The organism is Streptomyces sp. CC0208, from assembly GCF_003443735.1.
GTDB classification, from domain to species: domain Bacteria; phylum Actinomycetota; class Actinomycetes; order Streptomycetales; family Streptomycetaceae; genus Streptomyces; species Streptomyces sviceus.
In genome coordinates this window covers 7,026,651-7,045,488 of sequence record NZ_CP031969.1, presented here as the reverse complement: position 1 = coordinate 7,045,488, position 18,838 = coordinate 7,026,651, and the positions used below count along the sequence as shown (strand labels likewise).

Here is an 18,838-nt window from a genome sequence, read left to right as displayed (position 1 = left end):
CGCCACTGACAGTCGAATCGTGACAACCGCCACTGACAGACCGGCGACCGATGAGGAACTCTCCCCCAAAGCGTCTACCTCCGTGAGAACGCGGAACACGGTAGGCACTGAAGGAGGCAGCCATGCGCCGCACCACCGTGCAGAAGCCCCTGAAGAGGACGGACGCCCGGCGACTCCCCGAGGAGGCCGATGAACGCCCCGCGGGACGACCCGAGGTCCGCAAGGACATCGCGCGGACCTGGTGGCCGGACGGCTGACGGCGGCAGGCATGCTCCGTGTCAGACCAGTCGCTTGCGGTAGTGGACGCGGTCATACGGCCCGTCCACACAGCCTGACCTCGGCAGTCCCAGCGCACGCGCTCGATGCAGTGCTCACGCCACCTACCTGATCTCCGTCTCAGCACTCCCTTAAGAGGGCCATAAAGATCGCCACCGGCCGTCACAGGCCGGGGATTTCAGGGTTTCTTTGATCCGGCACCCATCAGTACCGGTTCCGAGGAGATCCCGCATGCCCGCACGCCGCAAGGTCGCAGCCGTCGCCGCCGGTCTGGCCCCGTTCGCCCTGACCGCGTTGGCCGCCGCGCCCGCGTCCGCGCACGGTTCGATGGGCGACCCGGTCAGCCGGGTCTCGCAGTGCTACGCGGAGGGTCCCGAGAGTCCGAAGTCGGGCGCGTGCAGGGCGGCGGTCGCGGCTGGGGGTACCCCCTCTGGGGGAGGCACCCAGGCGCTCTACGACTGGAACGGCATCCGCATCGGCGACGCGAACGGCCGGCACCAGACGCTGATCCCGGACGGCAGGCTGTGCAGCGCGAACAACGACGAGTTCAAGGGGCTCGACCTGGCCCGCGCCGACTGGCCGGCGACGAGCGTGAGCAGCGGGTCGTACACCTTCAAGTACCGGGTGACCGCCCCGCACAAGGGCACCTTCAAGGTGTACCTGACCAAGGAGGGCTACGACCCCGCGCAGCCTCTGGCCTGGGACGACCTGGATCTGTCCCACCCGGTCGCGACGGCCACCGACCCGGTCGCCCCGGGCGGCTTCTACACGTTCTCGGGCACGCTTCCCGAGCGCTCGGGCAGGCAGCTCCTGTACGCCGTCTGGCAGCGCTCGGACAGCCCGGAGGCGTTCTACTCCTGCTCGGACGTGACGTTCGGTGGCACGGCGGGCGCTTCGACACCGGCTCCGAGCGCCTCCGCACCCTCCGAGGAGCAGATCGAGGACGGCACCGACAAGTCGACGGTCGAGCACCACGGGCACGGCGACGACGACGCCGGCACGTCGGCGGAGCCGGTGGCCGCCGGGACGCAGACCCTTCCGGCCCCTGACGTGCGGGCGGCGAGGACTTCGCCGAGGCTCGCCGAGACGGGCGGCGACAGCGGCACGGCGTATCTCGCGATGGGCGGCGCCGCCACGCTCGCGGTCGGCGCGGCGGTCCTGTTCGGCTCGGTGCGCCGGCGCGCGGTGAACGACGGCGGGCAACAAGGCCGTTGACCGAGGGAACTCCGGGGCCTGACCGGCGGCTCAGGCCGGACAGGCCCCGGCGGCGCTCAGCTCAGCGCCGACGCGCAGGTGGTGGCGGTGGCGTGGGCCGGGTCGAGGGCGTTGGCCACCTCGTGGAAGGCGATCCGGTCGAACAGCCCGATGGCCACGTGCTCGGAGAGGTCGAGCGGACACAGGTCCTGGAGCAGGACGTTGTGGACGCCGGACCCGCTGAGGAACTGACTCCGGTACGGCGTGACGACCTCGTCGTACTTGGTGGCGAGGACCGTGTACTTGACGCCGGGGACGGTGTCACCGCCTTCGTTGAGCTTGGTGAGGAAGGCGGAGCCGACGACCTGGTCAGCAAGGGCGGGGGTGTTGGTGGTGAGGAAGTCCCCGACACCCGGGAAGTACGGCAGCAGGTTGGTGAGGCCGGACAGGGTGGTGCCGTGGTTGTCGGGAGCGATGCCGACGAGGGCGTTCACCTTGGCGGCTCCGCCCAGGAACCTGAGGTAGTAGCGGGGCATCAGGCCGCCCTGCGAGTGACCGACGAGATCGGTCTCGGCGGCGCCGGTGGCGGTGAGCACCTTGTCGACGAAGGTCTTCAACTGCTCCGCCGACTTGTCGATGGGGCCGAGGCCGTGAAAGAGGGGCACGCCGGAGAGCTCGCCGTAGTCGAAGGAGAAGACGCAGTAGTCGCGGCTCTCCAGATACGGGGCGAGGGCCAGCCAGTTGTCGACGGAGTTCGCGAAGGTGCCGTGGACGAGGACGACGGGGCGGGGGTGGGCGGCGGAGGGCTTGCAGGAGTAGTCGTTCCAGCCCCTGGTCGGGGCGTTGGCCGCCTGGGCGGCGGTGGCGGCGGGGACGACGGCGACCGTGGCGGTCAGCAGCAGGGCGGCGAGGGGTCTGAGCAGTCGTTTCCAGGGCAGCATCGGGTGATCTCCTTGCGGCTCAAGGGAGTTGCGATGGCTGTTCGCCCTGTGACCCGGATCACGAGGATGCTGTTCAATTCGAAAGTTACGGACGAGTAGTGCACTTGTGAAGTTACGCGTCAGTAAAAACTTCCAGTGCTAACCATTTCGCCTGCGCCTGCTGATGAACCGTCACCAGGCGGGCCTGATGGGACCATAGGGAGCGATACGCCCCAATCGCTCGCGCAACGCGTGCACTTCACCCTCACCGAGTACATCGGTCCACGCCCGCACGGCCTCCGCGGCGGCCTCCTCCGCCGCACGGGTACAGGCCCACCCCCGCTCGGTCAGCACGACGAGCCGGGCCCGCGCGTCCGCGGGATGCGGCCGCCGCTCGGCGTATCCCTTGCGCACGATCTCGTCGACCAGCTGGCTCGCGGCCTGCTTGGTCACCCCGAGATGACCGGCGAGCTCAGTGACCGTGGCCCCGTCCGGCGCGAGCCGTGTGAACGCGAAACCCCAGGCGGGCCGCGCCTCGAACCCCCGGGCGACGACCCCGTCGTTGATGCGCTGGGTCAGATCACCGGCGGCGGCGAGCAGGGCGGCGGCGAGGGCGAGGGCTTCGGAGTTCTGCACCCAGGCATTGAAACACCCTTGACGAACTGGTCAAGCAGCTTGACTATGGAGCCATATAGTCAAGCTGCTTGACCATTTATGACTCGGAGGTCCCGCATGCCCGTAGTCCGCTCGTCCGACGCCGTCACCCACGAGATCCACGGCGCCCGTTTCGTCTCGTACGCCACCCCGCTCAGCGGCGCCAAGGAGCTCTGCGCCTGGCGCGGCGAGATTCCCGGGGGGACGAAGGCACCTGCTCACACCGTCAACCGCGAGGAGATCTTCCATCTGCTCATCGGTGAACTCCTGGTCACCCTCGACGACGCCACCCATCGGATCACGGCCGGCGACACGGTGATCGTCAACCCCGGGGTGACCTTCGCCGTCGAGAACCCCACCGATCACACCGCCCTCACCTGGGTCACCACCTCCATCGGCCTGGAGGCGGAACTGGCCGACGGCACCCGCATCACTCCCCCGTGGGCCAACTGACCTCTAGGCCCTGTCGTCAAATTCCCGTCGTCCGCCCGAAGGGCGGGCCCCGCGGCGTCAGGAGAGTGCGTGCATGGCGTCGCGGGGCAGGCGGGAATTTGACGACAGGGCCTAGGCCGCCAGCGCCCCCGGCAGCACCGCCAGCGGTCCGAACCTCGCCCGGGCGCGGTCCGCGGCCTCCTCGATACGGCGGAGCTTGTCGTCGGTGGGGTCGAAGGTGAGCTGGTGGGAAGCGTGTTCGGCGGGGTCGAGGCCCTCGGCGCGCAGAGCGATGGAGCGGACCCGGGCGCGCTGGAGACCCAGCGCCTCGTACATGCCGTAGGCCGCCCTGGTGAGGGCCGCCGAGTGGGCGGTGGGTTCGCCGAGGGTGCGGCTGCGGGTGGTCGCGGTGCGGTCGGCGTAGCGGACGGTGAGGGTCAGGGTGCGGCAGACCTTGTCGAGGGCGCGCAGCCGGGAGCCCAGTTCCTCGGCGGCGGAGAGCAGGGCGCGGCGGTGCCGGTCGGGGTCCAACTCATCGCGGGTGAAGGGGCGTTCGGCGGCCAGGGACCGGGAGACGCCGTTCGGGACCACCCGGCCGCGGTCCACGCCGTTCGCCTTCTCGTGCAGTTCGCGGCCCGCTTTCGCGCCGACCAGGCGCTGGAGTGTGGACAGGGGTGCGGCGGCGACCCGGCCCAGGGTGTCGAGGCCGTACTCGCACAGGGTGCGGGCGGTCGCGGCGCCGACGCCGGGGAGCGCGGCGACGGGCCGGCCGGCGAGGAAGTCCGCCGCCGCGTCCCCGGGGACCGAGCGGGTCACCCCGGGCCGGGCGTCCTTCAGCGCCATGCGGGCCAGCATCGGCCCGGGTCCGGCGCCGATCGCGCAGTCGACGCCGTGCAGGGCGAGGGCGCGGACCCGGATCACCGAGGCCAGTTCGACGGCGTCCCGCTTGAAGTAGCGTTCGGCGCCCCGCAGATCGGCCAGTGCCCGGTCCGGCGGCAGCGCTTCGACGACCGGCGTGAACTCCTCCAGGAGGCCGAGCAGTTCGGGCAGGGCCGCCTCCCGCGTCGGCGGCAGCTGGAAACGTACGCAGAGGATGGTCATCCCGCACTCCCCGGACTCTGGTGCCACAACTTCCGTACCTGTGATGCCTCTTGACCCGCCGGTCGCAGATCGGCCCACGGATGTAGTTCGTATCCCGTCGGCATGTGGATTCGCCTGCCGCCGGTCGGATCGCCGGTCTCGTCGCCGGGTCTTGCCGGCACCGGCTCGGCCAGGCGTGCCGCCACCGCGTCGAGGCCTTCCCCGTCCCGCAGTTCCACCAGTTCGGCGAGGTTCCAGGCGGCCGCGCCCACCACGCTGAGGCTGCGCGGGCCGCGTCGCTGCACCACCCCGCGCACCAGCAGCAGCCAGGAGTGGAAGACGGTGTGCGCGCAGGCGTCGTGGGAGTCGTCGAAGAAGGCGAGGTCGACCAGGCCTGTGCCGTCGTCCAGGGTGCTGAAGATGACCCGCTTGCCGGACCGGATCGGCGGTGTCTGGGTGGCCGCCTTGGCCCCCGCGACCAGCACGGTCTCGCCGTGCCGTGCCTCGCGCAGCCGTCGCGCGCTGACCACGCCCAGCTCCTGGAGGAACTCCTGGTGGTCGTCCATCAGATTGCGCGAGACGTCCATCGACAGCACGCCCAGCTCGGCGCTGAGCTTCTCCACGGAGGACAGGTCCGGCAGTCCGGCCGGGGCCGTCTTCCGCCCGCCGGACAAGGGGAGTTGACCCCCACGACCGGCACGTGCGCCCCGGTGCAGCTCGGTCAGGTGCAGTTGCAGGTCCCGTCGGTTGGCACCGAAGGCATCCAACGCGCCGACCTGGGCCAGCCTTTGGGCCACCGGACGGCTCGGCCGCCCCCGCTCCCAGAAGTCCAGCAGTGAGGCGTACGGCTGCCCCTCGGCGATCCGCACGGCCTCGGCCTCGCTGATGCCGTGCACGTCGGACAGGGCCAGGCGCAGCCCCCACACCGAAGGATATTCAGACACCAGTTCGATCCGATGGGCGACCCCCGACTCGTTCACGTCCAACGGCAGGATCGGCACCCCGCGCCGCCGCGCGTCCGCCAGCAGCAGCCGCTTCGGGTACATGCCGGGGTCGTGCGTGAGCAGCCCGGCGTAGAAGGCCGCCGGGTGATGCGCCTTCAGCCAGGCCGACTGGTACGTCGGCACGGCGAAGGCGACCGCGTGCGCCTTGCAGAAGCCGTACGACCCGAAGGCCTCGACGATCTCCCAGGTCCGCTGAATCGTTTCCGCGTCATAGCCGTTCGCCGCCGCGCGCTGGGCGAACCAGAACCGGATCCGCCCCTGTGACTCCGGGTCGGACAGCCCGCGCCGCACCTGGTCCGCCTCGCCGCGCCCGCACCCGGTCATGATGTCGACGATGTCGATGATCTGCTCGTGGAAGACGACGACCCCGTACGTCCCCTCCAGCGGCCGCTCCAGGTCCGGGTGCGGATACCGGACGGGCGCCCGCCCGTGCCGTGCCTCGATGAACGGCCGCACCATGTCGGCGGCGACCGGTCCCGGCCGGAAGAGCGAGATGTCGACGACGAGATCGTGGAAGGTGGCCGGCTGGAGCCGCCCCACCAGATCCCGCTGTCCCGGCGACTCGATCTGGAAACACCCGAGCGTCTCGGTGGACCTGATGAGTTGGTACGTCGCCGGGTCGCCCGGCGGTACCGCGTCCAGGTCGACCCGCTCCCCCGTCGCCCGCTCCACCTCCGCGACCGCGTGCGCCATCGCCGACTGCATCCGTACGCCCAGCACATCGAGCTTGAGCAGCCCGAGATCCTCGACGTCCTCCTTGTCGAACTGCGACATGGGCAGCCCCTCGCCGCTGGTCGGCACGACCGGGGTACGGCGGAGCAGGGACGCGTCGGAGAGCAGCACCCCGCACGGATGCATGGCGACCCCCCGGGGAAGGGCGTCGAGGGCCTCGACCAGCTCCCACATCCTGCCGTGACGCTGCTTCTCTCCTGACAGCGCCTTGAGTTCGGGCAGTTCCTCCAGCGCCGCGCGGGCGTCCCGGGCCCGGATGTGCGGGAAGGACTTGGCGATGCGGTCGATGTCGGCGGGGTCCATGGACAGGGCCGCCCCCACGTCCCGGATCGCGTGCCGCACCCGGTACGTCTCCGGCATCGAGACGGTGGCGACCCGCTCGGTCCCGAACCGCCCGATGATCGCCCGGTAGACCTCCAGGCGGCGCGCGGACTCCACGTCGATGTCGATGTCGGGCAGGGCGAGCCTGCGCTTGGACAGGAACCGCTCCATCAGCAGTCCGTGCTCGACGGGATCGGCGTGGGCGATCCCCAGAAGGTGATTGACCAGGGAACCGGCGCCGGAACCTCGCGCGGCGACCCGGATGCCCATGTCCCGTACGTCGTCGACGACCTGAGCGACCGTCAGGAAGTAGGAGGCGAAGCCGTGGTGGGCGATGATGTCCAGTTCCTCGTGCATCCGCTCCCAGTACGTACGCCTGCCCGCGTATCCCTTCAGTACCATCCCGGCCGCTGCCCGTGAGGCCAGGGCCCGTTGGGCGGTGCGGCGGCCCGCGCCCACGAGGTGCGCTTCGGGGAAGTGGACGGTGCCGATCCCGAGGTCGTCCTCGGGGTCGACCAGGCACTCGGCGGCCGTCGCCTGCGTCTGCTCCAGCAGCCGGTACGCGGCCTCGCGCCGGAAGCCCGCGGCCTCGACGATCCGCTCCGCGGCCGCCAGCATGGCGCCCTCGTCCTTGAGCCATGCCTCACCGGAGTCCAGTTCCTTGACGGCGCCGACGGGGACGAGACGGCGGGCGGAGTCCAGGACGTCGGCGACCGGCCCCAGTCCGGGGTCGGCGTAGCGTACGGCGTTGCTGAGCACGGGCCGGATCCGCTGCTCGGCGGCGAATCCGACGGTACGGGCGGCCAGCCGCAGCGAGCCGGGTCCGGTGCCCTCGCGTCCGTGCCAGACGGCTTCGAGACGCAGGGCGTCGCCGTAGGTCTCCCGCCAGGGGACGAGCAGCCGGGCGGCCCGGTCGGGGCGGCCGGCGGCAAGGGCACGGCCGACCTCGGAGGCGGGCCCGAGCAGCACGGTCAGCCCGTCCCCCCGGTTCTCCGTCCGGGGCACCAGCGGCGTGCCCCGCTCCCCCTTGTCGGCGTGGGCCACCGTGACGAGCCGGCACAGGTCGGCCCAGCCGCGGGCGCCGTCCCGGGCGAGGAAGGTGACCCGGGGGGCGGACTCGTCGACGAAGGCACCTCCGCGCACGGGAGCACGGCGCCGCTCCTGCCGTACGGGCTCGGCCTCCGCCACGGCCAGCCCCGCCCCGAACAACGGCCGCACCCCCGCCTTCGCACAGGCCTTGGCGAACCGGACCGTGCCCGCGAGGGTGTCGCGGTCGGTGAGGGCGAGGGCGTCCATCCCCCGCTCGGAGGCACGCTCGGCGAGGCGCTCCGGATGCGAGGCGCCGTAGCGCAGGGAGAACCCGGAGACGGTGTGCAGATGAGTGAAGCCAGGCATCCGCACCTCCCGCTGTCGAACATCAGTTCCCTATCGCCTCACCTCCACCATAGACCAAAATCCGAACATGTGTGCGACAGCGTTCGAGTCACCTCTCACCTGCGGAAACGGCCTATTCGGACCCGGATGTGTCGGTCTCGGCGGATTCCTCGGCAAGAGGCTCGGCCGCGGCGGCCGACCGGGCGCCGGCGGTCGTCGCACGCTGTGCGGTCTCCAGGGCGTGCAGGCGCCGTTTGATGTCGCGGAGCTCGGTGAGAAGGGTGTCGGGGCGGTTGATCCTGGTCACGGGGTACTCCTCCGGTTCATGGGGTGCTGATGGCGGGCGTGACGGTCAGCTGGACCTGCTCCTCACCCGCGTCGTTGCCCGGGGTGACCTCGATCCCGGTGATCCGTACCCCGAACCGGACGCCCTCGGGAAAGAACACGTCCTTGATCACCACGAGGGCGTCGTCGCCGACCTGGTAGGAGCCGAGGACGGGTTCCCGGTCCGCGCGCACGGTCAGCTCGGGCAGGATGACGGGGGCCGAGACGGCGGCGAGGGCCGAGCGGGCCTGGGAGCGCAGCAGGTCCGTGTCGGTGAGATGGACGTAGGAGACCTCGGTCTCGGTGAGCGGGCGCCCGGTGCCGGGGGCCTCGGCGACCGCGACGAGCTGGCTGCCCTCGCCCTGCTCCCCGAGGGCGAAGACCCGGGTCGCGGTGGAGGCCCCGTCGGCCGGCCAGGTGTAGCCGATGAGGTTGGCGCCGTACTCCCACACGTGCGGGGTGCCCTGCTGGCCGAGGTGCGGAGTGCCGACGCGCAGTCTGCGCACGGGTCGGCCGTCGCTGCCGTACGCCATGTCGAAGAGGAAGTCGGGGCCGTGCTCCAGGCTGGCCAGTTCACGCAGCGCCTCACCGGTGCTCTTGAGGTCGCTGCCGGGATAGACCAGCGTGCGGGTGATGCCGGACAGGGCGTCGGACTCGGGACGTATCCCGATGTCGCCGTGAGTGTGTTCCTGGGCGACGGCGACGAGGGCGCGGGCGATGTCGCTCTGGTCGCGGTCGGTGAAGGTGACGCTGACGGAGCCCAGGTCGGAGGCGGCCGGGTCGAAGGCGGCGGGCAGGACACGGCGGTGGTCGAAATAGGAGAGGAAACCGGCCGCCCCGATCTCCAGGTGCTGGTCGGCGGAGGTGTACTTGACGGTCCGGATCACCCCGCCCCAGACGAGCACGCCGTCCCGCTCGACGTAGAGGGCGGCGCGTCCCGGTTCGGTGAGCTCGCGGGGGCGGTGGACGGTGATCCTCGGGTCACCGAGGGGCAACCGGGCCCGGAACTCGCCGGCTTCGTTGAGCTCGGTGCTGAACGTGGCGTCGTACAGGGGGAGTTCGTCGGTGATGGCGCCGGTGGCGAGGTCGGCGGTGTAGTAGGTGTAGCGGGTCGGGCGGCCGGTCACTGGCCCACCAGCCAGGTGGTGTTGATGTAGACGATCTGCTCGGCGGGCAGGGCGGTCGTCTGCGGGTAGAGGTTCACGTTGCCGTCGGTGTCGACTATGCCCTCGATGCCCGTCCGGGTACCGCCGAGCACCACGTACCAGTGATGCCGTACCAGCGGGCGGAAGGCGGCCGGGAGGTTCATGAGGACCGTGGGATTGGCCGATTGGGCGACACCGGTGCGCATCGCGCCGCGCAGGTAGGCGACCGCGCCGACCCTGCGGACAGCCGGTGCCTCGCTGTTGTACACGGTCCAGCCGGCGGGAAAGGTGAGGGGGGCCCAGCCGGTGTCGTTGTTGACCGCCCGCCAGTTCCCCGAACTGTCGTACCACTCCAGGTGGTTGGTGTCCCCCCGGTGGATGTACATGCCGGCGTAGGGGTACGTGGGGCGGCCGCCCTCGCCCCAGACCCGCAGGATGCCGCCGACCGCCGAGGTCCAGGGGCGCAGGTCGTCGATGTCGGGAGCGGCGACGGACGACGCGTTCTTCGCGACCCTGATCCGGGCGAGCGGGATGAAGTCACCGGTCACCTGGGGGTCGGTGGGGGTGGCGGCGGCCGTTCCCTTGACGAGTTCGACGGTCATGCCGGTGCCGGCGTCGCCGTACTGCGCGTCGCGCTGCCGGGCCACCACGAGATCGTTGCGCGGGTTGCTGGGGTCCGCGGGGTTCGTGCCGAGGACGTCGAGGGTCTTCTGCTGGCCGAGCGTGACGAGATAGGCGCCGGTCGCGCTGGCCCTGGTCCCCTGGATCACCCCCTGGAAGGGAGCGACGGTGACCTTGCCGGAGACGGTGGCGGTGGCCTGCACCCGGCCGGGGTCGCCGGTGGCCGGCCGGACGCCGCTGCGGGCCTGGACCGGGCTCGCCCCGGGCGCGGCGAACACACCGGTGGCGAGGCGGGCGTCCTCGGCGTCGACGACCCCGCCGGAGATCCAGCCGGAGTCGCGTTCTGGGGTGGGCGTGCTCATGGGTGCCTCTTCCGGTCGGAGGGGTCAGGTAACAGGGAAGGCCAGCACCCGGAGTCCGATGTAGACCGGGATGAGCCAGCTGGAGGGCACGCTCACCGTCCCTGAGCCGGCGACCCGTACGACGTGCTGGGCGAGCACCAGGGGGGTGGTACCGGCGGGCACCAGACGGTGGGCCGTCGCGACGGTCGTGGTGGCGAGCGTCGGCCCGACGCTGAAGGCACTGATGCTCAGATTGCCGCTCTCGCCGAGCACTTTGATCACGTGGTCGAACCTGGCGTCGGCGGACTGGGCCTGGGCGGTCACCTGGCCGGTGCACATCAGCATGCGCGGGTAGGGCGCCGGAGTGACCGTCACCTGGTTGAACTGGAAGGCGGTCCCCTCCGTCGCGCCGGCCTTGGGCCAGCCCGTGTCCGCCGGCCCGAAGAACTCCACCGCCCCCGTGACCGCGGGACGCCAGTCCGTGCCGGTGCGGACCAGGTCGAGACCGGTCTCGAGGTCGTGGAGCCGCTGTCCGGCGTATCCGTCGGCCGGGAGCGACTCGTGGGACTGCAACGGCAGCACCCCGCCCGCGGCCACGGTGAACACCCGCAGGTCCTTGATGTCCGCCTGGGTGACGGAGCCCGCGTTCGCCCGCACCGTGATCTGCGCGAGGCGCAGGTGGTCGCCGGTGACCGTGGGCGCGACCGGCGACACCGCGGGCGCTCCGGCCACCACCTGCACCAGCATGCCGTCGCTCTCGTCGCCGTACTGCCGGTCGGTCTGCCGGGCCACGACGAGGACGATCCGGGCGTACGACGAGTGGGCCGGGGCCGCGGTGAGCACGTCGAGGGTCTTCTGCTGGGCGAGCGTGATCAGATACGCGCCCGCGGCGGTCGTACGGGTGCCCTGGATGACGCCCTGGAAGGGACGCACCGTCACGTTGCGCGAGGGGGTGGCGGTCGCCTCGACGTTGCCCGGGCTGCCGGGGCCGGGCCTGATGCCGGTGCGGGCCGCGATCGGGTTGCCGGGGTCCGCGGCCGCCGAAGCGAGCACGCCGGTGGCGAGCCGGGCGTCCTCGGCATCCACGACACTTCCGGAGAGCCATCCGGAGTCACGCTCGAAGTCAGCCATGCGGGTGCGTTCCTTCTGGTAGCTGAGGGCGGGCGGGGTCAGAGCCAGGCGTCCCGCCACTCCGCCGTCAGCCGGGCTGCCGGGGCGTAGTCACGGGCACGGAAGAGCACGGGCGTCGCACCCGGCGGCAGCGGGAACCAGTCCGAACCGGGCAGCAGGGTGGCCCTGCGGGAGGCCGTGCCCTGGAGCAGAACCGAGCGCGCGTCGGTGTCGATGAGCAGGAACTCGCCTTCCTGGAGGGTGAGTTCGAAGGCGAGCTCCTCACCGGTCGCGGTGTTGCTGATCACCGGCTGGACGCAGGGTCCACTGATCCGCCAGACCGGCCAGGTCGGGACGGTGCCCTTGTTCTCAAGGAGCAGCCGGCCACCGGAGGAACCGGACCCGAAGTCCAGCGGGAAGGAGAGCGGGAAAGAGACTCCGCCACTGGAGGAAGGCAGCGGACAGGTGCTGCTGTTCAGGCCGTACGAGTACCGCAGCGGGTCCGGCGCGGTCATCGTCAGGGAGAACTCGAAGGCACCGGACTTGCGGTCGACGATCTTCGTCTCGGCGGTGAGGCGGACCAACGCCCGCCGGACGCGGTGCGGTTCGGTGACGACCAGCGGCGACAGGATGCTGCCGTCGGCGAGTACGGCGGCCAGCCGGTCCTTGGCCTCCTCCCGTACGGCGCGTTCGGGGGCGATGGCCAGGCCCTCCAGGGTGACCACGCGAGGTCCCCGGTAGGAGGGGGCGTCGAACGCGCCGTGCCGCTCGGGGCGGTCGGTCAGGGTGAGCCGGACGGGCGGGGCGGCGGCCCAGCCCTGTTCGCTGGTGACCCACCACTCGACGCCGTCGTCGTCGACGGTGTTCCCGGCCCAGCCGTCCACCTCGAACACCGGCTGCTGGAGCTGGCGCGGGCTCATCGCTTGGCCGCCCAGGCGAGTTCGCGGGCGGTGATCCGGCCGATCTCGTACTCGGACTGGCCGGGGCGGGGGTGGACGTTGACGGTGACGGGGGCGCCGGCCGCGGCGCCTTGGGGCCGGGTCGACGCGCCGCCGGCGACTCCGGCGAGGCTGTAACCGGGTCCGATGACGCTCCGCGCGGTGGCGGTGGCCAGCCGTCCCGCAGCTCCCGCGACCCTGTTGCCGGCCCCCTCCATACCGAGCGCGAGCCCCTCGCCGACATCCCCGCCGAATCCCATCATCACCTTGGACGGGGAGGCGATGCCGAGGATGCTGCGGATGGGGCCGGGGATGGTGTTGACGATGAAGTTCTTGACGGTGTTGAGAAGGGCACCGGCCGAGTTCTTGATGCCGTTGATGAGCCCCATGACCAGATCGCCGCCCAAACCCCGTAGCTGGTCGGGTAGTTGGGCGAAGAAGCCCCAGATCATCCCGGGGACTCCGCGCAGGAAGTTGACCGCGGCGTTCCACTTGTCGACGATCCAGTCCCGGACCGACGCGACCGCGTCCTTGATCCGGTCCCAGTTCTTGACGATCGCGAGCACGGCGATGCCGACGGGCCCGGTGAGAATGGCGACGAGCAAAGGCCAGTTGGCCTTCAACCAGTTGATGACGTTCTTCCCGGCATCGATCAGCCAGTTGATGGCGACCGACGCCCCCTTCATGACCGTCCCCACCACCTGCCCGATGATCTTGAACGCCGCCTGCATGACGGCCTGCACGGTCTTGGACTCCATCGCCATGTCGATGAGCTTGGTGATGAGCGGCATGATGAGGGAGAGGATCGCGCCGAGGATATTGGCCTTCATAGCGGTGTTGAGCCCGCGCTGGGCGGTGGTGGCGGTACGCAGCCCCTGACTGAACCGCGAGAACAGCCCGCCCCCGGACGCGGCACTCCGCCCAGCCCGCTGCACATCGGCGGCGGCCCGGGTAGCGGCGGTCCGCACCTGGTTCAGCCCGGCGCTCGCCTGAGTGGCCCCGGTCCGCAGCCGACCGGTGGCGGTACTGGCCTGAGTGGCCGAACTCCTGAGCCGATCGACCGAGCTGCCGGCCCCGGTCGCGGCAGTGCGCAGTCTGCTTCCGGCCGCGCTCGTCTGGGTCAGTGCGGTCCGGAAGCGCGTGAGCGCGCCGGTGGCTTGTACCAGTGCGGCTCTCATCCTCCGCACCTCCCTTCGGATGGACAGGAATCAGGTGAGACTGCGCCTGATCTCCAACAGCTTTGTCTCGAAGTTGCGCATGTCCGGATTCGCCCCCCTAAGGGCAAGGCTCAGCTGCCTCAAGGCCTGGCGCAGATTCCGCTCCTGGTTCTGGAGCTTGTTTGCCTGCGCCTGCAGTGCTCTCGTGTCCGCCGCGCGCTTCGCTGCGCCCTCTGTAGCCCTCGTCGCTTGACGTTCGAGTGCCGCTATGCGTACGACGGCTCTACGAATGACCCCCAGAATCCGCTGTCTCCGAGCGGCGTCTTGCCGGATGTCACTCATCCTCGTTTCCGCTGCGGCGGTCACCTGGCGTTTGAGACCGGCCACGATCCCCTCAGTGGAGCGAATCCGCCCGAGCAGGGCCTCCGGAGCCAAGTCGGCCGATCTGTATTCAGCTCCCTCCTTTTTCAGCTTCCGGTCCCGCAGGAGATTGTCGTAGGCTTCCTGGATCTTTTTTCCTGGATCCCACAGGTTGAACTCCAGCTTTGCGGCGTTGACCGCGGTGAAAACTCCGAGCGCCTCGGCCTTGGCAGGCCCTGCGGCGATCACCGCCTCTGTTTCGAAGCTTTTCTTGACAGCAGTCCGTGCCAGCTCATTGATTGTCTCTCTCGCCTTGCCCAGTTCCTGATCGAAGAGCCTTTTCGCCATTTCGACGGGCCACATCGGGTCAGTCGGCACGGTCATGTTCTACTCCCTCTCAACCGGGCGAACTCAAAAACGCCACGATCTCGACCGGGCTCGCGGCGCGTCCCTCTCCGGCAGACGAGAGGTCGACGAGCGGAGTATCAGTCGAAGTCGGGCCGTCTCCCGGACGTGGCAAAGGCTCCGGATACTCCGCCGGTTCCGTGTCCTCGTCCCGGTGGACCGTCGCGAACATCCAGTTGGCCACGGCGAGATGGTCGACGACGGCCGCCAGCAGATGGTCCGTGACCGTCCACTCCGCCTGTTCGCCGTGGACCGCTCGGGCGAACGACGAGTCCGAGGGAAGGTGTTCGACCAGCACCCGAAGGCGGCGCGAGGAGAGCCGCCCCCGGTGCCAGTCGAGGAGGTCGACCCCGTAGTGGCGGAGCAGATCCGCCTCCAGAGCCTCGGCGTGCTCGTCGACCAGCGCGCCGAGGCTCAGCCTTCCCCCAACGACATGCCGGTGTCGTTGCCGTACGCCTCCAGGATCGCGGAGACGTCCTGCACACTCGTGTCGTACTTGCAGAACCGCTCGAACTGCTCCGCACCGAGCAGCAGCGCCAGCAACCCGTCGATGTCGTTGTCGTCCAGCGCGGCGATCTGCTTGGCGATACCGCGCGGGAACTCGGTGGGGAGCCGGAACACATCACCGTCCACCTCGAACTCCCAGTTCTTCCCGACTGCTTCGAGACGCTGGGCACGGGCGGCGTTGACGTTGAAGGGGGCCATGTCGGTGGGGCTCCTTGCTGCGAGACGGCACGAATGACACGAGACGAACGAAGGAATCAGGCCGCGCTGAAGCTCGGGTCCTTCATCAGGAAGGTCGCCAGCGGGGCACCGTCCACCGTGGCCAGCGCGGTGAAGGTGACCCCGAGCTTCACGGGAGCCGTACGAACGAGGGCGAGCTCCTCCGTCTCGGTCACCTGGCCCCGGGCGACGATCATGCGGTACTTGACCTCGTCGCCGTCCACGAACTCCACCCCGAGCATCCGCTCGTCGAACTTCGGCTCGGCCGCCAGCTCGTATTTGTAGAGGCCGGACCCGGCCGCCGTCTCCTTGACCTGCCCGCCGCCGAAGAAGAACGGCAGGGTGTCCTCGTTCAGCTGGAGGAGCTGGAACTTGAAGCTGAGGTCGCGGTCGGAGTAGACGAACCTCGCCGAGCTGACGCTCTGCCAGGTGTCCACGGGGTCCAGCTTGTCCTTCTTGGTGATCTTGACCCCGTCGGTGGTGGTGTAGCCGAGGTCCTTCCACCCGGCACCCCACGCCGCGGCGGTGTCGGCGGGCGGTGCGGTGGCGAGCGGGGCGATGAGCACGCGGCCATTGCCCGCGACCCGGATCTCCTTGGCGTTCGTTCCGGCCATCACTGCTCCTTGCTGGGAGATGGACATGACGTGCTGCTGTGGGAGTACGGCGAAGCCAAGCCGGTCATACGGCGAAGCGAAGCCGGTGATACGGCCGTTCAGGCCGGGCGGACCACCAGGCGGGTGGTCGAGACATAGCGGTTGGCACTCGCGTGCCGATAGTCGGGCAGCCAGCGCGGCCCGTCCTCCTCGACCACGTCCACGACGGTCGCCCCGCCGTACCGCACGCCCCGGAGCTGGAGCACCAGGGAACGCGCCACGAGGGAGACGGTGTGGGCCGCCGCCTTGGAGGGGCCGTACACCTCCAGGTCGACCAGCGGATTGTCGAGCCGGGGGTCCTCCGCCCAGGCACCGCCCATCCGGGAGACCAGTACGGCGCGCTGCGAGCCGTCGAACCCGGCGGGCGGCGCGACATCGACGACGACGCCTGCCAGCTCGCTGCGGTCCTTGAGCAGATCGACGACCAACTGCTCGACGTCCGGAAAGGTGACGTACGGCTCACTCATCGGAGTCTGCGGGGTCCGCGGCGTCTTCGGATTCCGCGTCGCCCTCCGCGGGGCGCGCGATGACACCGAGCAGTTCCCGCGCGGCCAGGTCGTCGACGTCCACGACGTCACCGGGCTCGTGCCCGTTCCACCAATAGGTCAGCTGGATCTTCTGCACAGCGTTTCCCCCGAAACATTTGGCTGTGAAGGCACCTGCCGAGAGATCAACTTCCGTCGGTCAAAGGGAAGTTGAGCCCCAGGAACCGCAAATGTAACGGCCGCCCCAAGCACGGCGTGAGCAACGTGCGGTCTCGAACGGATAACGATGACAGGAGACGCGAAAGTCCCGCCCCCCACGCAGGGGGCGGGACTTCACGTACCGCCGAACCGTCAGCCGATCGACGCCCCGGTCGCCGACAACGCCTCCGTCACCGGCTGGAAGAACGTCTCCCCACCGGAGGTGCAGTCGCCGCTGCCACCGGACGTCAGTCCGATCGCGCTGCTCCCCGAGAACAGCGACCCGCCGCTGTCCCCCGGCTCCGCGCACACATCGGTCTGGATCAGCCCGTTCACGATGTCGCCGTTGCCGTAGTTCACCGTCGCGTCCAGACCGGTGACCTTCCCGGAGTGCACCTGGGTCGTGGACCCGCTGCGCGTCACCGACTGGCCGACGGTCGCCGACGCGGCCCCGGTGATCGCCTGCGCGGACCCGTTGTAGAGGTTCACCTCGCTGGGATGGTCGACCGAGGCCGTGTACTTCACCAGCCCGAAGTCGTTGTCCGGGAAGCTCGACACCTCATTGGTGCCGATCTTGTTCCCACTGGAGTCCGACCACGTCGAGATCGCCTCGGTGCAGTGTCCGGCGGTGAGGAAGTACGGCTGTCCGCCCTTCACCACGTTGAAGCCGAGGGAGCAGCGCCCACCGGATCCGCTGATCGCGTCACCGCCGGCGACGAAGGGCGTGAACTCCCCCTTCGTGCGCTGGAGTTCGGCAACCGATCCCAGCCCGTCGACCACCTTGGCGAGCTTGGCCCACTCGGCGGCGGAGACCGTGCGGTCGGCCGTGACGACGACCTTGTTGGTGGTGGGGTCGGTCACCCAGGACGTCCCCGGGACGGTCGCGTCGTCGACGAGCGTCGTACGCGCGCTCTTCAGCTCGGCGAGGGAGTTCGAGACGACTCTGGCCGTGGCCCCGGCCGCCGAGACGGTCCGCGCCGCGTCCTCGTCGAGCACGTTCACCACGAGGCTCTTGGTCTTCGCGTCGTAGAACGTTCCCGCCGCGTCCGCGCCGAGTTCGGTCCCGAGCGTCGAGGCGAGCTTTCCGGCCGCGACAGCCGAGAGGGTCTTGACCTGGGGCGAGGCCGGCGTCTCGCTGGCGTTCGCAGTCTGCAAGGTGACTCCCGCGGCGACCAGCGCGGTGATGCCCGCACCTGCCACGACGATCCGCCGCCTGGGTATGCGTCGGTGCTTCAACTCGGGTCCTCCTGTGGGGGGGCGGCCCTGAGATTGTGGGGATCTCGCGGGCCGGAAGGCTGGTTGACGAGCCCTTACTCTTCCGAACCCCACAGGGGGCGTACAAGGGTGACTTCCGGACGCGCGTAGAACGCGGTTGCGCGCCCCTGCCATTTTTGACAGCTCACGGTCAGCCCAGGCCGTTCACGCTGCAAACACTACGAGCGAGTAACACCTCATCAGCCCGTAAGGTCTAGTCCTGTCCTGAATTCGACCCCTCGGAATCAGGATCCGGCCGGGACTCAAGAGACGGACGTTGCTCCTGCACCGATTCCCGCACCGATTCCCGCACCGGTTGCTGCACCGATTCCCGCACCGGTTGTTGCGGAGCGGGCGCCGCCACCCCCTGCTGCGCCCTCTCCAGGAACCGCAGCAGCTCGACGGGGAACGGCAGCACCAGGGTCGAGTTCTTCTCCGCCGCCACCGCCACCACCGTCTGCAGCAGCCGCAGCTGCAGCGCGGCAGGCTGCTCGGACATCTCCTTGGCCGCCTCGGCCAGCTTCTTCGACGCCTGGAGCTCCGCGTCCGCGTTGATGACCCGCGCCCGCCGCTCCCGGTCCGCCTCGGCCTGCCGGGCCATGGACCGCTTCATGGTCTCGGGGAGCGAGACGTCCTTGATCTCGACCCGGTCGATGGTGACGCCCCACTCCACCGCGGGGCTGTCGATCATCAACTCCAGTCCCTGGTTGAGCTTTTCGCGGTTGGACAGCAGATCGTCCAGCTCGCTCTTGCCGATGATCGACCGCAGCGAGGTCTGCGCCATCTGCGCGACCGCGAACCGGTAGTCCTCGACCCGGACGACCGCCTCGGCCGGCGAGGTCACCCTGAAGTAGACGACGGCGTCCACCCGCACCGTGACGTTGTCCCGGGTGATGCCCTCCTGCCCGGGCACCGGCATGGTCACGATCTGCATGTTGACCTTCCGGAGCTTGTCGACGCCCGGAACGATCATCGTGAACCCCGGCCCGCGCACGTCCGGCCGAAGCTTTCCGAGACGGAAGACCACGCCCCGTTCGTACTGCTTGACAACCCGCGCGGCCGCCATCGCGTACACCGCTCCGGCGGACGCGAGCGTCACGCCCGCCGCCACCAGCTCCTCGACCATCGCGACCCCCA

The 18,838-nt window shown here is 70.0% G+C and carries 21 protein-coding genes; 3 read left to right on the top strand and 18 right to left on the bottom strand.

The genetic code is table 11. The features are described from left to right. The first annotated feature begins 122 nt into the window (after positions 1-122). Positions 123-257, top strand: coding sequence for a hypothetical protein (locus D1369_RS44615; protein WP_020117828.1), 135 nt, complete (start codon positions 123-125; stop codon positions 255-257). A 250-nt stretch (positions 258-507) separates the two neighbouring features. Then, on the top strand, positions 508-1,491 hold the full coding sequence (locus D1369_RS32370; protein ID WP_037899443.1) for a lytic polysaccharide monooxygenase: 984 nt from the start codon (positions 508-510) through the stop codon (positions 1,489-1,491). Between the two features lie 56 nt (positions 1,492-1,547). Here D1369_RS32370 and D1369_RS32365 read toward each other — a convergent pair whose 3' ends face one another. Then, complete coding sequence (locus D1369_RS32365) at positions 1,548-2,411, bottom strand: alpha/beta fold hydrolase (protein WP_007380987.1); 864 nt, start codon at positions 2,409-2,411, stop codon at positions 1,548-1,550. Between the two features lie 171 nt (positions 2,412-2,582). Next, positions 2,583-3,026, bottom strand: a complete 444-nt coding sequence (locus tag D1369_RS32360) for a MarR family winged helix-turn-helix transcriptional regulator (RefSeq protein WP_007380988.1) — start codon at positions 3,024-3,026, stop codon at positions 2,583-2,585. Between the two features lie 96 nt (positions 3,027-3,122). Here D1369_RS32360 and D1369_RS32355 point away from each other — a divergent pair, with 96 nt between their 5' ends. Then, the gene (locus D1369_RS32355) at positions 3,123-3,497 is read left to right on the top strand and encodes a cupin domain-containing protein (RefSeq protein WP_007380989.1); all 375 of its coding nucleotides are present in this window, start codon (positions 3,123-3,125) and stop codon (positions 3,495-3,497) included. Positions 3,498-3,608: 111 nt separating this feature from the next. Here the strand turns inward: D1369_RS32355 and D1369_RS32350 are convergent, their stop codons facing one another. The 16 genes from D1369_RS32350 to D1369_RS32285 all read right to left on the bottom strand — a co-directional run bounded on the left by D1369_RS32350 (position 3,609) and on the right by D1369_RS32285 (position 18,827). Beyond that, positions 3,609-4,577 carry a hypothetical protein gene (locus D1369_RS32350; protein WP_007380990.1) on the bottom strand — a complete coding sequence of 323 codons (969 nt, stop codon included), beginning with the start codon at positions 4,575-4,577 and terminating at the stop codon, positions 3,609-3,611. Beyond that, positions 4,574-8,008 carry a DNA polymerase III subunit alpha gene (gene dnaE, locus D1369_RS32345; RefSeq protein ID WP_118082755.1) on the bottom strand — a complete coding sequence of 1,145 codons (3,435 nt, stop codon included), beginning with the start codon at positions 8,006-8,008 and terminating at the stop codon, positions 4,574-4,576. The genes D1369_RS32350 and dnaE overlap by 4 nt, the downstream gene beginning before the upstream one ends. A 112-nt stretch (positions 8,009-8,120) precedes the next feature. After that, positions 8,121-8,294 (bottom strand): hypothetical protein, encoded by a 174-nt coding sequence (locus tag D1369_RS43170; protein WP_007380991.1) that lies wholly within the window; start codon positions 8,292-8,294, stop codon positions 8,121-8,123. Positions 8,295-8,310: 16 nt separating this feature from the next. Continuing rightward, the gene (locus tag D1369_RS32340; RefSeq protein WP_037899445.1) at positions 8,311-9,438 is read right to left on the bottom strand and encodes a hypothetical protein; all 1,128 of its coding nucleotides are present in this window, start codon (positions 9,436-9,438) and stop codon (positions 8,311-8,313) included. Beyond that, positions 9,435-10,439: a hypothetical protein gene (locus tag D1369_RS32335; protein WP_007380993.1), complete on the bottom strand. Its 1,005-nt coding sequence runs from the start codon at positions 10,437-10,439 to the stop codon at positions 9,435-9,437. Before D1369_RS32335 ends, D1369_RS32340 begins: the two co-directional genes overlap by 4 nt. Positions 10,440-10,463: 24 nt before the next feature. Next, positions 10,464-11,549: a hypothetical protein gene (locus D1369_RS32330; RefSeq protein WP_037903166.1), complete on the bottom strand. Its 1,086-nt coding sequence runs from the start codon at positions 11,547-11,549 to the stop codon at positions 10,464-10,466. Between the two features lie 38 nt (positions 11,550-11,587). After that, positions 11,588-12,448: a phage tail domain-containing protein gene (locus tag D1369_RS32325; RefSeq protein WP_007380995.1), complete on the bottom strand. Its 861-nt coding sequence runs from the start codon at positions 12,446-12,448 to the stop codon at positions 11,588-11,590. After that, a complete protein-coding gene (locus tag D1369_RS32320) occupies positions 12,445-13,644 on the bottom strand; it encodes a hypothetical protein (protein WP_037899448.1) in 1,200 nt (399 codons plus the stop codon). The genes D1369_RS32325 and D1369_RS32320 overlap by 4 nt, the downstream gene beginning before the upstream one ends. Before the next feature lie 30 nt (positions 13,645-13,674). Next, positions 13,675-14,367, bottom strand: coding sequence for a hypothetical protein (locus tag D1369_RS32315; RefSeq protein WP_007380997.1), 693 nt, complete (start codon positions 14,365-14,367; stop codon positions 13,675-13,677). A gap of 13 nt (positions 14,368-14,380) precedes the next feature. Beyond that, on the bottom strand, positions 14,381-14,755 hold the full coding sequence (locus D1369_RS32310; RefSeq protein WP_037899449.1) for a hypothetical protein: 375 nt from the start codon (positions 14,753-14,755) through the stop codon (positions 14,381-14,383). 47 nt (positions 14,756-14,802) lie between these two features. Further along, complete coding sequence (locus D1369_RS32305; protein WP_007380999.1) at positions 14,803-15,093, bottom strand: hypothetical protein; 291 nt, start codon at positions 15,091-15,093, stop codon at positions 14,803-14,805. A gap of 56 nt (positions 15,094-15,149) precedes the next feature. Beyond that, positions 15,150-15,725, bottom strand: coding sequence for a hypothetical protein (locus D1369_RS32300; RefSeq protein ID WP_037899451.1), 576 nt, complete (start codon positions 15,723-15,725; stop codon positions 15,150-15,152). 98 nt (positions 15,726-15,823) lie between these two features. Further along, on the bottom strand, positions 15,824-16,231 hold the full coding sequence (locus D1369_RS32295) for a hypothetical protein (protein WP_037899454.1): 408 nt from the start codon (positions 16,229-16,231) through the stop codon (positions 15,824-15,826). Next, on the bottom strand, positions 16,224-16,388 hold the full coding sequence (locus D1369_RS43165) for a hypothetical protein (RefSeq protein WP_162951040.1): 165 nt from the start codon (positions 16,386-16,388) through the stop codon (positions 16,224-16,226). Before D1369_RS43165 ends, D1369_RS32295 begins: the two co-directional genes overlap by 8 nt. A gap of 212 nt (positions 16,389-16,600) precedes the next feature. Continuing rightward, positions 16,601-17,683: a S1 family peptidase gene (locus tag D1369_RS32290; protein WP_037899456.1), complete on the bottom strand. Its 1,083-nt coding sequence runs from the start codon at positions 17,681-17,683 to the stop codon at positions 16,601-16,603. A 232-nt stretch (positions 17,684-17,915) separates the two neighbouring features. Continuing rightward, positions 17,916-18,827: a slipin family protein gene (locus D1369_RS32285; RefSeq protein WP_037899459.1), complete on the bottom strand. Its 912-nt coding sequence runs from the start codon at positions 18,825-18,827 to the stop codon at positions 17,916-17,918. Positions 18,828-18,838: the final 11 nt, after the last annotated feature.